Raw genomic sequence first — 14,431 nt, forward strand, 5'->3', positions numbered from 1 at the left:
CGAGCGGATGACGCCGCGCGGCGACCTCGATGCGTTCGCCCTCCACCGGCGGCGATTTCGCTGAGAGTGAACGCGCCCGCGACTCCTCGATTAATGGCACTCGGCGTCGCCGGTTCGGTGTAGCTTGCACTCTGCGCAATATTTTCTGACCCCCTGTCGCGACCGGAGCTGCCCGCGGCATCCTGTGCTCTATATCGACGTTTCGAGGACGCATGACACGCGACGACTCCGCAAGCCACCAGTCGGCCACCGCCGGCGCCGTCATGACCCACCGCCAGATCCTGCTGGTGATCTTCGGGCTCATGGCCGGCATGTTCCTCTCGGCGCTGGACCAGACGGTGGTCGGCACGGCGATCCGCACCATCGGCGACGACCTGCACGGGCTCGAGCTGCAGGCGTGGGTGACCACGGCATACCTCATCGTTTCCACTATCGCGACGCCCATCTACGGCAAGCTGTCGGACATCTTCGGGCGGCGCCCGCTCTTCATGTTCTCGATCGCCGTGTTCATCGTGGGGTCGCTGCTGTCGAGCTTCTCCACCTCGATGTACGAGCTGGCGGTGTTCCGCGCGATCCAGGGTCTCGGTGCCGGCGGCCTCATGTCGATGCCTCTCGCGATCATGGGCGACATTCTCGCGCCGCGTGAGCGCGCCAAGTACCAGGGCTATTTTCTCGCGGTGTTCGGCATCTCGAGCGTTGTGGGCCCGCTCGTCGGCGGTCTCTTCGCCGGCGCCGATCAGATTCTCTTCATCTCGGGCTGGCGGTGGGTGTTCCTCATCAACGTGCCCATCGGGCTGCTCGCGCTCGGAATGGTGCTGCGCTTCCTGCACCTGCCGAAAACGTCACGACATTCGGTGCGCATCGACTGGTGGGGTGCGGCGACCGTCATCGTTGCGCTCGTTCCGCTGCTCATCGTGGCCGAACAGGGTCGCGACTGGGGCTGGGCGTCGGCCGGGTCGATCACGTGCTACATCGTGGGTGGCGCCTCGGCCATTGCGTTCGTGTTCGTCGAATGGGCGATGAAGGATGACGCCCTGATCCCGCTCAAGCTCTTCAGTTCGGCGACCTTCTCCATGGCCACGGTGCTCGGCGTTCTCGTGGGCTTCGGCATGTTCGGCGCCATGCTGACGGTGCCGCTGTACCTGCAGCTCGTGCTCGGCTCGACCCCGACCGAGAGCGGCTACCAGATGCTGCCGATGATCCTCGGGCTCATGATCGCGTCGATCACGAGCGGCCAGATCATCGGGCACACGGGCCGGTACCGCATGTTCCCCATTCTCGGCACGGGCCTCATGGCCGCGGGCTTCTTCTACTTCACGTTCCTCACGGCCGACAAGTCGATCTGGTTCATGATGGGCGGCATGCTGCTCATCGGCCTCGGCCTGGGCCAGCTCATGCAGACGCTGACGATCGCGAGCCAGAACTCGGTGCGCCTGCGCGACATGGGCGTAGCCACGAGCGCCTCGACCTTCTTCCGCCAGATCGGTGGAACGCTCGGCACCGCCGTGCTGTTTTCGGTGCTGTTCGCGCGCATCCCCGAGACCATCAAGGATGCGTTCAGCGACCAGTCGATTGCCTCGAGCGCGTTCAAGGCCGCCGCGAACCCCGCGATCGCGGGAGCGCCCGAGAACAAGGGCATCATGTCGTTCTACAAGCCGATCCTCGAGGCCCTTGCGGGCGGCAAGAAGCCGAGCGTCTCGGGTGGCGGCAACCTCGCGAACTCGCTCAACGGCGACACCTCGTTCCTCAACGGCGCCGATCATCGCCTGTCGGAGCCGTTCCTCGTGGGATTCTCGAACGCCGCCGTCACGGTGTTCTGGGTCGCGTTCATCGTGGTGGCGATCGCGTTCGTGCTCAGCTGGTTCTTCAAGACGCCGCCACTGCGCATGAAGTCGGCGCTGCAGGAGGCCGCCGACGAGGCTCACGCAGCCGACCAGGCTCACGCCGCCAATGAGGCTGATACGGCCGACGAAGAGACCCGCGCGGCGCTGCGCCTTCAGGGCGCCGCCGACCAGATGGGCGCCCTGGTGGAACCAGGAACCCGCACCTCTGACGTACCGATCCAGCGCCAGCCACCCAAGTAGGAGTCTCGAAGGCTCCCGCTCGGTCACAATTTGATCACGGATGCCGCGCGCCCACCTTCCTCATTTTGTACCCCATTCGCTGGCATCACGACACGTGTGCTGTCGGCGCGCTCTCCCCTCGCCGCCGGTTCAAGCCGCCGGCAGCCCGCCCATTACGCGACCGAACGAAAACGACGGACATTCCGTGCGGCTTGAGGGGTAAGGGGCCGAGAACCGGCCAGAATGGCCGATTCTCCGTCGTTTTCTACTGTCTGGAGCGGGGGCGCCGTGCATCGGCAGGGGCGCCGTCCGTCGGCGCCGGTTGTACCCCGATTGGCACGGCCCGGTGGCGCGCGAGAGTGGCCACGAGAGCGGCGCGCAGCGACGCCATCCGCTCGGTCTTGACTTTTGCTGTGGAGACTCCGTAACCTTTCCTCAATCTCGTGAGAGCGCTCTCACGAACGAAAAGAGAGCGCTCTCACGAAATCGAATCACCCGAAACACCTGAAACAAACAACCCACATTGTCCACGCACACAAGGGAGTGACCGTGAAGTCTTCACGCCGCACCAGGGTCGCCGCCGTCATCGCCGGCGCGGCATCCTTCGCCCTTCTCGCCACCGGATGCGCTGCCTCAGACAGCGGATCGGGAACCAAGAACGAGAAGATCACGCTGACCGTCACGACGTTCGGCACCATGGGCCTCGACGGCCTGTACAAGAAGTACGAGAAAGCCCACCCCAACATCACGATCAAGGCGACGAACATCGACACCGGTGACAACGCCAAGACCGACTGGCAGACGAAGCAGGCCGCGGGCGCGGGGCTGCCCGACGTGCAGGGCGTCGAAGAGGGCTGGCTGAGCGCCGTCATGCAGGTCTCGGACCAGTTCCAGGACCTGCGCGACTACGGCATCAACAAGATCAAGGACCGTTGGGTCGACTGGAAGGTGAAGCAGGCCACCGACAAGGACGGGCGCATCATCGGCTACGGCACCGACATCGGTCCCGAGGGCCTCTGCTACAACTCGAAGCTGTTCGCCGCGGCGGGCCTGCCCAGCGACCGCGACGGCGTCGCTGAGCTGCTCGGCGGCAAGAACGCCACGTGGGACGACTACTTCAAGGTGGGCGCCCAGTACACGAAGGCGACCGGCAAGCCGTTCTACGACCAGTCCGGCTTCATCTGGAACGCCATGGTGAACCAGCAGGATGAGGGCTACTACACCAAGGACGGCAAGCTCAACGTCAAGGACAACTCGACCCTGAAGTCGCTGTGGCTCAAGCTGGCCGACGCGACCGAGTCCGGCCAGTCGTCGAACCAGACCCAGTGGGACTGGGGTAAGGGCAAGGCGTTCCTCGACGGCAGCTTCGCCACCATGGTGTGCCCGGGCTGGATGCTCGGCAACGTCAAGGGCGGCGTTACGCAGGGCGGCGGCGACGCCACCAGCGGCTGGGACTTCGCCGACGTGTTCCCCGGCGGCGCGGCCAACTGGGGCGGCAGCTTCCTGACCGTTCCGAAGCAGTCGAAGCACCCGAAGGAGGCTGCGGCGCTCGCGCAGTGGCTGACCGACCCTGCACAGCAGGTCGCCGCGTTCCAGGCTGCCGGCACGTTCCCGAGCACGCTCGAGGCGCAGACCGACCCAGGCGTGACCGGACCGAACGAGCTCTCGAAGTTCTTCAACAACGCGCCCGTCGGCAAGATCCTCGCCTCGCGCGCCGAGGGTGTCGTGGCCCAGTACAAGGGCCCGGACGACTCGGTGATCCAGTCGCAGGTCTTCGGCCCGGCGGTTCAGGAGATCGACTCCAAGAAGGCGAACGGCCAGCAGGCATGGAATGACGCCATGAAGCTGCTCGACCAGCTCGTCGTCAACAAGTAGCACCGAGAAGCACCAGCAACACCCAGCAACACCCACGTAACACCCTCCACGCCAGGCCCCCGGGATCACCCGAACCCGGGGGCCTGGAACTCCCAGGAGAAGAAGCATGACCTCTACACTCACGCCGCCCGAGCAGGCGACGAAACCGTCTCGTCCGCGCGCGACGCGCACCGAGGGCCTCACGCTCAGGCACCGCCTCGGCCGCCTCGACGTGAAGTACTCGCCGTACATCTATGTGGCGCCGTTCTTCATTCTGTTCGGGCTCATCGGCCTCTTCCCGCTCGTCTACACGTTCGTGGTCTCGCTCAACCACTGGAACCTGCTCACCGGGCCAGGCGAATGGGTCGGCTTCGACAACTTCGTGACCGAGCTCAAAGACCCGTTCTTCTGGAACTCGCTCTTCAACACCATGAGCATCTTCCTGCTCTCGGCCATCCCCCAGCTCATCGCCGCCACGTTCATCGCCGCGATCCTCGACCAGAACATTCGCGCCAAGACGTTCTGGCGCATGAGCGTGCTGCTGCCTTACGTCGTGACGCCGGTCGCTGTGACCCTCATCTTCTCGAGCGCCTTCGACGAGAAGTACGGCCTCATCAACAACCTGCTGACGGCCATCCATCTCGACCCCATCATGTGGAAGACCGAGGTCTTCCCCTCGCACATCGCCATCGCCACCATGGTCAACTGGCGCTGGACCGGCTACAACGCCCTCATCCTGCTCGCCGCCATGCAGGCCGTGCCGCGCGACGTGCACGAATCCGCGGCGCTCGATGGCGCCGGGTCATTCCGCCGCTTCTTCTCGATCACGCTGCCCTCCATCCGCCCCACCATGATCTTCGTGATCATCACGGCGACCATCGGCGGGCTGCAGATCTTCACCGAGCCCAAGCTGTTCAACGCGACCAGCGCCACACCCGGCGGCCCGCAGCGGCAGTACCAGACCACCGTGCTCTACCTCTGGGATCTCGCCTTCAACCGGCAGGACTTCGGCCGCGCCTCCGCCGTCGCCTGGCTGCTGTTCATCCTCGTGGTGCTCATCGGCCTCATCAACTTCGAGCTGTCGCGCCGCATCGCCTCGAGCGAGGCCCGCGTCTCCAAACGCAGGGCGAAGAAACGGCTGGCGGCCTACAACGCCGACAGGCCCACAGGCGCTCAGACACAGAGAGCGGATGCGGCCGACGCCGCCTCCACCACCGCCGCACCCGGCGCACACACGCAGGAGAAGGACTCATGAGCGCGACCATGACGCAGAAAGCCGAGGCACAGAAGCCCGCGTCGGCCCCCGCGGGAGCGCGTAAGCCGAGACGCAGGGCGCTCGGCATCGACCGCCGGCCCGGCTGGATCACCTACGCGTGCCTCGGCGCCATCTTCCTCGGCGGGGCTTACCCGCTGTGGTGGTCGTACATCGCCGGCAGCAGCCCGAGCTCGGTGCTCAGCTCGCAGTGGCCGCCCCTGCTTCCGGGAGGCCTGTTCTGGAAGAACGTGGGCGAGGTGCTCGACACCGTGCCGTTCTGGCTGTCGCTCGGCAACAGCCTCATCGTCTCCAGCATCATCACAATCTCGGTCGTGTTCTTCTCCACGCTCGCCGGCTACGCGTTCGCCAAGCTGCGCTTCCGCGGCCGCGAGGGCCTCATGGTGTTCGTCGTCGCCACGCTCGCCGTGCCGACGCAGCTCGGCATCATCCCCCTCTTCATGGTCATGAAGCAGTTCGGCTGGACCGGCACGCTCGGGGCGGTCATCGTGCCCACGCTCGTGACGGCGTTCGGCGTGTTCTTCACCCGGCAGTACCTGGTCGACGTGATTCCCGACGAGCTCATCGAGGCGGCGCGCGTCGACGGCGCGAGCATGATCCGCACGTTCTGGCACGTGGGCGTTCCGGCGGCGAGGCCCGCCATGGCGATCCTCGCGCTGTTCACCTTCATGACCGCGTGGACCGACTACCTCTGGCCGCTGCTCGTCGTTCCGCAGAACCCGACACTGCAGGTGGCGCTCAGCCAGCTGCAGTCGGCGAAGTACGTCGACTACTCCATCGTTCTCGCGGGCGCCGTCATGGCGACCATCCCGCTTCTCGTTCTGTTCATCCTCGCCGGAAAGCAGCTCGTCTCCGGCATCATGGCCGGCGCAGTGAAAGGCTGACACGACTCGTGACCGAATACGCAACGACCTGGCCGAAGGGCTTCCTCTGGGGCTCCGCCACCGCCGCCGCGCAGATCGAGGGTGCCGCCCACGAAGACGGCAAAGAGGATTCGGTGTGGGACCACTTCGCCCGCGTGCCGGGAGCGGTCGCCGGCGGCGACACCCCAGAGCGGGCCGTCGACCACTACCACCGCATGCCCGAAGACGTGGCGCTCATGAAGCGCCTCGGCCTCGACTCCTACCGCTTCTCGACGAGCTGGGCGCGCATCAAGCCGGGTGACCGTGAGGTGAATGCCGCCGGCCTCGACTTCTACAGTCGCCTCGTCGACGAGCTTCTCGACGCCGGAATCCTGCCCTGGCTCACGCTCTACCACTGGGACCTGCCGCAGGCGCTCGAGGAGCGCGGAGGCTGGGCGAACCGCGACACCGCGTACCGCTTCGCCGACTACGCGAACGCCGTCTATGACGCGCTGGGCGACCGGGTCAGCCACTGGACGACGTTCAACGAGCCGCTCTGCTCCTCCCTCATCGCGTACGCTGCCGGCGAGCACGCCCCCGGTCGGCGCGAGCCGAACGCCGCCCTCGCAGCGGTGCACCACCAGCACCTGGGGCACGGACTCGCCGTCAGCGCGCTGCGGGAGCGGGCCGCGGCATCCGCTCGTGACATTCAGCTCGGCATCACGCTGAACCTGACCAACGCCGTGCCGAACGACCCGAGCGACCCGGCCGACCTCGAGGCCGCGCGGCGCATCGATGGCCTATGGAACCGCATGTTCGTCGAGCCACTGCTTCTCGGCGCCTACCCGGAGGACCTGCTGGTGGACGTCGCGGGGCTGGGCCTCTCCGACGTGATTCGCGACGGCGACCTGGCCACCATCGCGCAGCCGATCGACTTCGTCGGCGTCAACCACTACCACGACGACAACGTGAGCGGGCACCCCGCGCCCGCCGACGCGGAGCCCGGCCTGCAGCCGACCGACCGGCCCAAAAGTTCACCGTTCGTGGGCAGCGAGTACGTGTCGTTCCCACCCCGCGACCTGCCGCGCACCGCCATGGGCTGGGAGGTCAATCCCGACGGGCTGCGCACTCTTCTCGTGCGCCTCGGGCGCGAATACCCCACGATCCCGCCGCTGTACGTGACCGAGAACGGCGCCGCCTATGACGACCTGGTGTCTGCGGATGGTGCGGTGCACGACCCCGAGCGCACCGCCTATGTGGCGGCGCACATCCGCGCGGTGAACGAGGCGATCGCGGCCGGCGCCGACGTGCGCGGCTACTTCGTGTGGTCGCTGCTCGACAACTTCGAGTGGGCGTGGGGGTACAACAAGCGATTCGGCATCGTGCGCGTGGACTACGACACGCAGGTGCGCACCGTGAAGGACAGCGGGCACGCCTACGCCGGCATCATTGCCGCGGCGCGGGCGGAACGCGGTGGCGCGACCGCGGGCGACGGTCAGGTGGGTCAGGACGGCACGGGCGTGAGCCCCGCCGCCGTGAACGCCTAGCATGGAGGTCGTGACTGACGAGCCCGCGGCGCCGACGCCGGATGCAGCGGGAACGGCAGTCCCCACGCTGGAGGCGGTCGCGGCCCGAGCAGGCGTGTCACGTGCCACCGTCTCGCGGGTGGTGAACGGCTCGACGCGGGTCAAGCCTGAGATCATCGAGGCCGTCACGGCGGCCATCGCCGACCTCAACTACGTGCCCAACCGCGCCGCCCGCTCGCTCGCGAGCCGGCGCACCCAGGTGATCGCCCTCGTCGTGCCCGAAAGCACGGCGCGCGTGTTCGCCGACCCGTTCTTCGCCTCGATCGTGCAGGGTGTCGCGCTGCACCTGGCCGAGACGGACTACACGCTCAACATGGTCATCGCCTCCGAGATGAACCCGGACAAGACCCGCCGCTACCTCATGGGCGGCAACGTCGACGGCGCGCTCGTGGTCTCGCATCACTCCGGCGACCACTCGTACGCGCGCCTCGGCGCCACGCTGCCCATCGTGTTCGGTGGCCGCCCGCTCGACGTCGGCGACGAGGAGAACGACACCTACTTCGTCGACGTCGACAACGTTGCCGGTGCGGCCGAGGCGGCGCGGCACCTCATCGCGCGCGGGCGGCGATCCATCGCGGTCATCGCCGGCCCGCAGGACATGCCGCCGGGCGTGGACCGGCTCACGGGGTGGAGGCAGGCGATGGAGGAACAGGGGCTGGACGCGTCGCTCGTGGAGTACGGGGACTTCTCACCGGCATCCGGCACCGCGGCCATGGGCAGGCTGCTGAAGCGGGGCGGGCCCATCGACGGCGTGTTCGCGGCCAACGACCAGATGGCGGCAGGTGCGTACCTGGCCATTCACGAGGCGGGGCTGACGATCCCAGACGACATCGCCGTGGTCGGCTTCGACGACGACTACTTCGGGCTCACCGCGACGCCGCCGCTGACGACCGTGCACCAGCCCTCGATCGGCCTGGGGGTGCGGATGGCGCAGACCCTGGTCGCGCGCATCGAGGGCACGCACGTCGAGCGCGTCACGACGCTCGACACCGAGCTGGTGGTACGCCAGTCCACGTGAGGCGGGCTGCGCGACACCCTGCGCGCCAACGCCGTGCGTCCCACTCCCGCACGCGCTCGCCTCGCGCCCCCACCCAGTTCGTGCTCCCACCCCTTCCCACACACCCCGCGCTCCCACCCCTTCCCACACACCCCGCGCTCCCACCCCTTCCCGCACACCCCGCGCTCCCACCCCTTCCCGCACACCCCGCGCTCGCACCCCTTCCCGCACACCCCGCGCTCCCACCCCTTCCCACCCAGCTCGCGCTCCCACCCCTTCCCGCACGCCCCGCGAGAGGCCAAAAAGCGCCCTCATTCTCGATTTTGAGGGCGGTTTTTGGCCTCTCACCGTGACGCGAGCGCGAGCGCGACGCGAGCGGACGTGTGGGGAAGTGGGCGGGCGAGGAGCGAGGCCGCTCAGCGCAGCCAGCGGAACAGCATGACGCCGGCCCACGCGAGGGCGAGGCCGATGGCGGCGATCGCCGCCACCCCGCCCATATAAGCGATGAAGCGATGGTTCGACCCCACCGCGAGACCGCCCGCGGTGACGACGAAGCCGAAGCCGGCCGCGACCGCGCACAGCAGCGCCCCGATCGCGAGCGGCAGCGCGCGGGTTCGGCTCGGCCGGGCGGCCTGCGCTGAGGCGCTGGTCGCCAGCACGAACCCGGCGCCACAACCCCAGAACGCCACCACGAGCAGTGCGGCGATGACGTCGCTCGGTCGGTGCCACTGGTTCACCAGGGTCGCGGCGCCCGCCACGATGGCGAAAAGTGAGCCGATCGCGGCGGCGACGGGGCGCATCCGCGGGCTGGCGATGAGGAACACGGCCAACGCAGCGGATGCCGCTGCCGTCGTGTGCCCCGACGGCAGCGAGTTGGCGAGGCCCTCGGCGACGCCCGTGTCCGGCCGGTCGAGAATTGCGTACTTGAGCAGCTGCGTGCTCGCGTTGGCGGCGAGCGCGGCGGCCGCCGCGGCGATGAAGACCGTTCCGTTGCGCCGGATGATGCTGACGATCACCATGATGACGAAGGCGAGCCCGACCGAGATGGCCGGCAGGGCGTTCAGCAGCCAGGATGCCGGGCCACCGAGGCCCCCGCGCCAGAGAGCGGCCCCCTCGAACGAACGCTCGTCGATGAGCTGGCCCGTGTGGGTGCGCACGAAGAAGACGTAGACGCCAGCGAACGCGGCGGCGAGCACGAGGGCGCCGAGCACGAAGGGGGCGCGCTTCGGTCCGGTTGCGCTTCGCATGGAGAAAAGCCTCTCACGCGATAGCTGGGAGAGCCTGAGCGAGCCCGAGGCGGGTTGAGGAGCCCGCGAGGCGGGGGTCTCGAAACCGGCGACTGGGTTTCGAGACGCGCTGCGCGCTCCTCAACCCGCTGCACGGGCGCGCTCCTCAACCCGCTGCACGACGCGCTCCTCGACCCGCTGCACGACCGGCGGGACGCGCTACGCGAAGTCGACTGCGTCGAGCGACGCGAAGCGGGCGCGCATCACGGCAACCGCCTCCGGGTTCTGCTCGACCAGCAGAAAGCGCCGACCGAGCGCCGCCGCCGCAGCACCGGTCGTGCCACTGCCAGCAAAAAAGTCGAGCACCCAGTCGCCCTCGCGACTCGACGCCTGCAGCATGCGGCGCACGATCCCCTCCGGCTTCTGCGTGGGGTACCCCGTCTTCTCGCGCCCGGTGGGCGAGACGATGGTGTGCCACCAGACATCCGTGGGCAACTTGCCGCGCGCCGCCTTCTCGGCCGTGACGAGCCCGGGCGCCATGTAGGGCTCGCGATCGACGGCGGACGAATCGAAGTGGTAGCGCGCGGCATCCTTCACATAAACGAGGATGGTGTCGTGCTTGGTGGGCCAGCGGCTGCGGGACTTCGCGCCGTAGTCGTATGCCCAGATGATCTCGTTGAGAAAACACTCCCGGCCGAAGAGCGCGTCGAGCAGCACCTTCGCGTAATGCGCCTCGCGGTAGTCGAGGTGCAGGTAGAGCGTGCCGTCGTCGGCGAGCAGCCGCCACGCCTCGATCAGCCGCGGCTCGAGAAACTGCCAGTAGTCGTCGAACCGGTCGTCGTAGCGCAGCAGGTCGCCCTTGATGCGCTCATACGTCTGCCCCTTGAAGCCCGTGATCGAGCCCGTGCCGCCCGCATTGCGCACGTGACTCGTCGCCTGCCTCGCCTGCTGGCGGCCCGTGTTGAAGGGCGGGTCGAGATAGACCACGGTGAAGGATGCCGGTGGCAGAGCCGGCAGCACGTCGAGGTTGTCCGCCTGAATCACGCGACTGGAGCCGTCGGGCGTCCAGTCGGCAAGCATGCTCCTATTATCCGACGACCGCAGGGAGGTCTTGCGAGGCCGCAGGGGTATACAAAGGTAAGGGTTACCTAATAAGGTCGAGGGAACCCGCGAAATGGAGAACCTCATGTCGGTCGTCATCCCGTTCTCACAGGCCGTGCGCGAACGCACCCAGGCCGTGCACACCGAGACCGAGGGGTCGGCCTTCATCGGCGAACTGCTCGGCGGCAAGCGCAGCCGCGAGGACTACATCGCGCTCGTCGCGCAGCAGTATTTCGTCTACGAGGCGCTCGAGGCGGTTGCACTGACGATGGCGAATGACCCCGTGGCATCCGTGTTCGCCTCCCCTGCGCTCACGAGGGTGCCGGCCATCGAGGCTGACCTGGAGTTCCTGATCGGGGCGGATTGGCGGGATTCGGTCACGCCCCTGGCGGCGACGTCGCGCTACGTGGCGCGCATCCGTGAGATGGCGAACTGGGCCGGCGGATTCGTCGCCCACCACTACACGCGGTACCTGGGCGACCTGTCGGGCGGGCAGATCATTCGCACGCTGATGCAGCGGCAGTTCGGGTTCGAGACCAACGGCGTCGGCTTCTACGTGTTCGACCAGATCGCGAAGCCGAAGGCGTTCAAGGAGACGTACCGGGCGCAGCTCGACGCGGTGGCGTGGGAGGACGAGGAGCGCGAGCGCGTGATCGCGGAGGTGGCGCGGGCGTTCCGGCACAACGCCGAGATGTTCGATGACCTGGCGCGGGCGACGGAGACCACGGCCGCGTAAGAGCGCGCCCTGCAGGTTGAGGAGCCGCGGAGCGGCGTCTCGAAACCCGAGCGGATATGCGGATCTGGGTTTCGAGACGCGCCTTCGGCGCTCCTCAACCCGCACATTTCGAGACGCGCCTTCGGCGCTCCTCAACCCGCACATTTCGAGACGCGCCTTCGGCGCTCCTCAACCCACACACTTCGAGACGCGCCTTCGGCGCTCCTCAACCCGCCACTCAGGGCACGCGGTTCAGCCACTCGGGGGTCGAGAACTTCTCGGCCACGAGCTTCTCGGCCTGCGCGTACTCGTCGGCGGTGATGTCACCCGGCGTCGCGCCGTACATGCTCGTGAAGGTCTGCTTCATGCGCTCGATGATCTCGGCCCGGCTGAGCCCGGTCTGGCTACGCAGCGGGTCCACCCGCTTGGCCGCCGAAGCGATGCCCTTGTCGCTCAGCTTCTCACGCCCGATGCGCAGCACCTCGACCATCTTCTGGCCATCCATGTCATAGCTCATGGTCACGTGGTGCAGCACGGCGCCGTTGCCGAAGCGCTTCTGGGCGGCGCCCCCGATCTTGCCCTTCGAACTTGCGATGTCGTTCAGCGGCACGTAGACGGCGTCGACGCCGAGTGAGCGCAGCGCCTCGATGGCCCACTCGTCGAGGTAGGCGTAGCTCTCGGCGAACGTCATGCCCTGCACGAGTTCGGCCGGCACGTAGAGGGAGTATGTGACGATCGACCCCTTCTCCATCATCATGGCGCCGCCACCCGAGATGCGGCGCACGACGTCGAAGCCGTACTTCGCGGCGCCCTCGGGGTCGACCTCGTTCTTCACCGACTGGAAGCTGCCGATGACGACGGCATTCTGGTCCCACTCCCAGATGCGCAGGGTCGGCTTTCGCCGCCCCGCTCCAACCTCGTTCGCGAGCACCTCATCGAGCGCGAGGTGCGTGACGGGCGGCACGGCCTTCGAGTGCACGAGCTGCCAGTCGTAGTCGCTCCAGCTGGTTGCCCGAGCCAGGGCCCTGCGCACCGTGACGCCGACTGCCTCGGGCGAGAAGCCGAGGAGCGCGGCATCCGCGGGGAGGGCGCCGCGAACGGCCTTCGCGATGGTGGCGCCGTCCGCGGTCTCGGGCAGGCCGTTGACCGCGCGGTCGATGGCCTCGAGCGCACTGTCTGGCTCGAGGAAGAAGTCGCCCGCGAGGCGGAAGTTCGCGATGACGCCGTCGAGGACGTCGAGATCGACCACGACGAGCTTGCCGCCGGGCACCTTGTACTCACCATGCATGCATCCAGCCTATTGCCGTCGTCTGCGGCCGCGGGCGGGGGTGGTGCCGCGCTGCGGGGCGGGCCGGCGCCTCGAGAACCTCTCAAGAACCTCCATGGGTCGGGGCAAAGCGCTGGTTCTCGCGCAGCGCACCCAAGAAATCGCCCGACCCGCGGCACGCTCGCTCATCCCACCTCGCACCATCGGGGCAAAACGCGGGTTCTCGCGCAGCGCACCCACGAAATCGCCCGACCCGCGGCACGCTCGCTCATCCCACCTCGCACCATCGGGGCAAAGCGCGGGTTCTCGCGCAGCGCACCCACGAAATCGCCCGACCCGCGGCACGCTCGCTCATCCCACCTCGCACCATCGGGGCAGAACGCGGGTACCGCGCCCGGCGGACCCGCACAATGCCCCTACCCGTTCTCGCCCTCCGGTGCAGGTGCCGGGCAGTCTCGCCCTCCGGCGCAGGGTGCGGTCGGCCTCCGCTTCAGCCGCGCGGCAGGGCGTGGCTTCAGCCGCGCGGCAGGGCGGGGCTTCAGCCGCGCGGCAGAGCGTGGCTTCAGCCGCGCGGCGGGAAGCGCTGGTCGAGCCAGCCGATCAGGTCGGCGACCACCTCGTCGCGGTTGGTCTCGTTGTACACCTCGTGCCGGGCGCCCGGGTAGACGCGCAGCGTGACATCCGCGAGGCCGGAACGCCGGCGATACGCCTGCTCGAGCCGCTCTGCGCTGCGCCGCCCGCCGACCGGGTCGTCGTCGCCCACCTGGATGAGCAGCGGCAGCGAGGCCGGCAGCCCGCGCGCCGGCCGCCCGAGCATGCGCAGCGTGTCAGCCGGACCGAACAGCTTCTTCAGCGGCGTGAGCGTGGTGAGCGGGTCATCGACGAACGCCTGGGCGACGGCCGGGTCGCGGCTGAGCCACTCTGCACCGGTCGTGCCGAGGTGCTTGTGCCTGGCGTTCAGGTCGCCGCCGTTGAGCGAGCCGAGCATTCGGTACGCGGTGCCCGAGAGCACGAGGCCGTCGTAGTCGGCCGCGTTCTCGTTCACGATGCGCTGCGCCATGAACGAGCCCCAGCTGTGCCCGAGCAGAACAAGCGGAACAGACGGATGCCGCTGCCGCACCACGCCCGTGAACTGATGCACGTCGCGCACGGCGGCCCGCAGGCCGCCGACCCCCAGCCGGCCGAGCTTCGAGGCATCGCCGCCCCACTGCTCGAGACCGGTCTGGCCGTGGCCGCGATGGTCATCGGAGTAGACGGTGTAGCCGGCGCGGTTGAGGTCTGCGGCGAGCGCCGCGTACCGGCCGGAGTGCTCGCCGACGCCATGCGCGAGCTGGATCACCGCCCGCGGCTCGATGACGGGCCACGAGAAGTAGGTGATGGCGACGCCGTCGTCGTCGATGAACCGGGGCACGCTGTGATTCTGGCACACGGAGGCGACGCCGAGTGGCGTCTGCGGGCGGCGCGTAACTCCTGCAGGAGTCGCGAGCATCCGTTAACTCGTTAGCAA

General features: G+C 68.1%; 11 protein-coding genes. 7 read left to right on the plus strand and 4 right to left on the minus strand.

Annotation, left to right across the window (positions count from 1 at the left end):
• Nucleotides 1-212 precede the first annotated feature (212 nt).
• From OSC27_RS09430 to OSC27_RS09455, 6 genes are all read left to right on the plus strand, one after another.
• Complete coding sequence (locus OSC27_RS09430) at nucleotides 213-2,084, plus strand: MDR family MFS transporter (protein ID WP_267181211.1); 1,872 nt, start codon at nucleotides 213-215, stop codon at nucleotides 2,082-2,084.
• A 528-nt stretch (nucleotides 2,085-2,612) separates the two neighbouring features.
• Complete coding sequence (locus OSC27_RS09435) at nucleotides 2,613-3,938, plus strand: ABC transporter substrate-binding protein (RefSeq protein WP_267181212.1); 1,326 nt, start codon at nucleotides 2,613-2,615, stop codon at nucleotides 3,936-3,938.
• Nucleotides 3,939-4,044: 106 nt separating this feature from the next.
• Complete coding sequence (locus tag OSC27_RS09440) at nucleotides 4,045-5,172, plus strand: carbohydrate ABC transporter permease (protein ID WP_267181213.1); 1,128 nt, start codon at nucleotides 4,045-4,047, stop codon at nucleotides 5,170-5,172.
• An 8-nt stretch (nucleotides 5,173-5,180) separates the two neighbouring features.
• Nucleotides 5,181-6,074, plus strand: a complete 894-nt coding sequence (locus tag OSC27_RS09445; RefSeq protein WP_416348853.1) for a carbohydrate ABC transporter permease — start codon at nucleotides 5,181-5,183, stop codon at nucleotides 6,072-6,074.
• A gap of 8 nt (nucleotides 6,075-6,082) precedes the next feature.
• Nucleotides 6,083-7,579 (plus strand): GH1 family beta-glucosidase, encoded by a 1,497-nt coding sequence (locus OSC27_RS09450; protein WP_267181215.1) that lies wholly within the window; start codon nucleotides 6,083-6,085, stop codon nucleotides 7,577-7,579.
• 1 nt (nucleotide 7,580) lies between these two features.
• Nucleotides 7,581-8,636 carry a LacI family DNA-binding transcriptional regulator gene (locus tag OSC27_RS09455; RefSeq protein WP_416348841.1) on the plus strand — a complete coding sequence of 352 codons (1,056 nt, stop codon included), beginning with the start codon at nucleotides 7,581-7,583 and terminating at the stop codon, nucleotides 8,634-8,636.
• A gap of 395 nt (nucleotides 8,637-9,031) precedes the next feature.
• On the opposite strand, the gene OSC27_RS09460 is transcribed toward OSC27_RS09455, so the two are convergent.
• Nucleotides 9,032-9,862 carry a phosphatase PAP2 family protein gene (locus tag OSC27_RS09460; protein ID WP_267181217.1) on the minus strand — a complete coding sequence of 277 codons (831 nt, stop codon included), beginning with the start codon at nucleotides 9,860-9,862 and terminating at the stop codon, nucleotides 9,032-9,034.
• Nucleotides 9,863-10,060: 198 nt separating this feature from the next.
• A complete protein-coding gene (locus OSC27_RS09465) occupies nucleotides 10,061-10,921 on the minus strand; it encodes a DNA-methyltransferase (protein WP_267181218.1) in 861 nt (286 codons plus the stop codon).
• Nucleotides 10,922-11,027: 106 nt separating this feature from the next.
• Between OSC27_RS09465 and OSC27_RS09470 the strand changes: the two genes are divergently transcribed.
• Entirely contained in the window at nucleotides 11,028-11,678 is a 651-nt protein-coding gene (locus tag OSC27_RS09470; RefSeq protein WP_267181714.1) for a heme oxygenase (biliverdin-producing), read from the plus strand.
• A 217-nt stretch (nucleotides 11,679-11,895) separates the two neighbouring features.
• Here the strand turns inward: OSC27_RS09470 and OSC27_RS09475 are convergent, their stop codons facing one another.
• Both OSC27_RS09475 and OSC27_RS09480 read right to left on the minus strand, forming a co-directional pair.
• Nucleotides 11,896-12,945, minus strand: a complete 1,050-nt coding sequence (locus OSC27_RS09475) for a lipoate--protein ligase family protein (protein WP_267181219.1) — start codon at nucleotides 12,943-12,945, stop codon at nucleotides 11,896-11,898.
• A 541-nt stretch (nucleotides 12,946-13,486) separates the two neighbouring features.
• Nucleotides 13,487-14,335, minus strand: coding sequence for an alpha/beta fold hydrolase (locus tag OSC27_RS09480; protein WP_323374023.1), 849 nt, complete (start codon nucleotides 14,333-14,335; stop codon nucleotides 13,487-13,489).
• Between the last annotated feature and the right edge of the window lie 96 nt (nucleotides 14,336-14,431).

The organism is Microbacterium sp. STN6 (assembly GCF_026410545.1).
In the GTDB taxonomy this organism is placed as follows: domain Bacteria; phylum Actinomycetota; class Actinomycetes; order Actinomycetales; family Microbacteriaceae; genus Root112D2.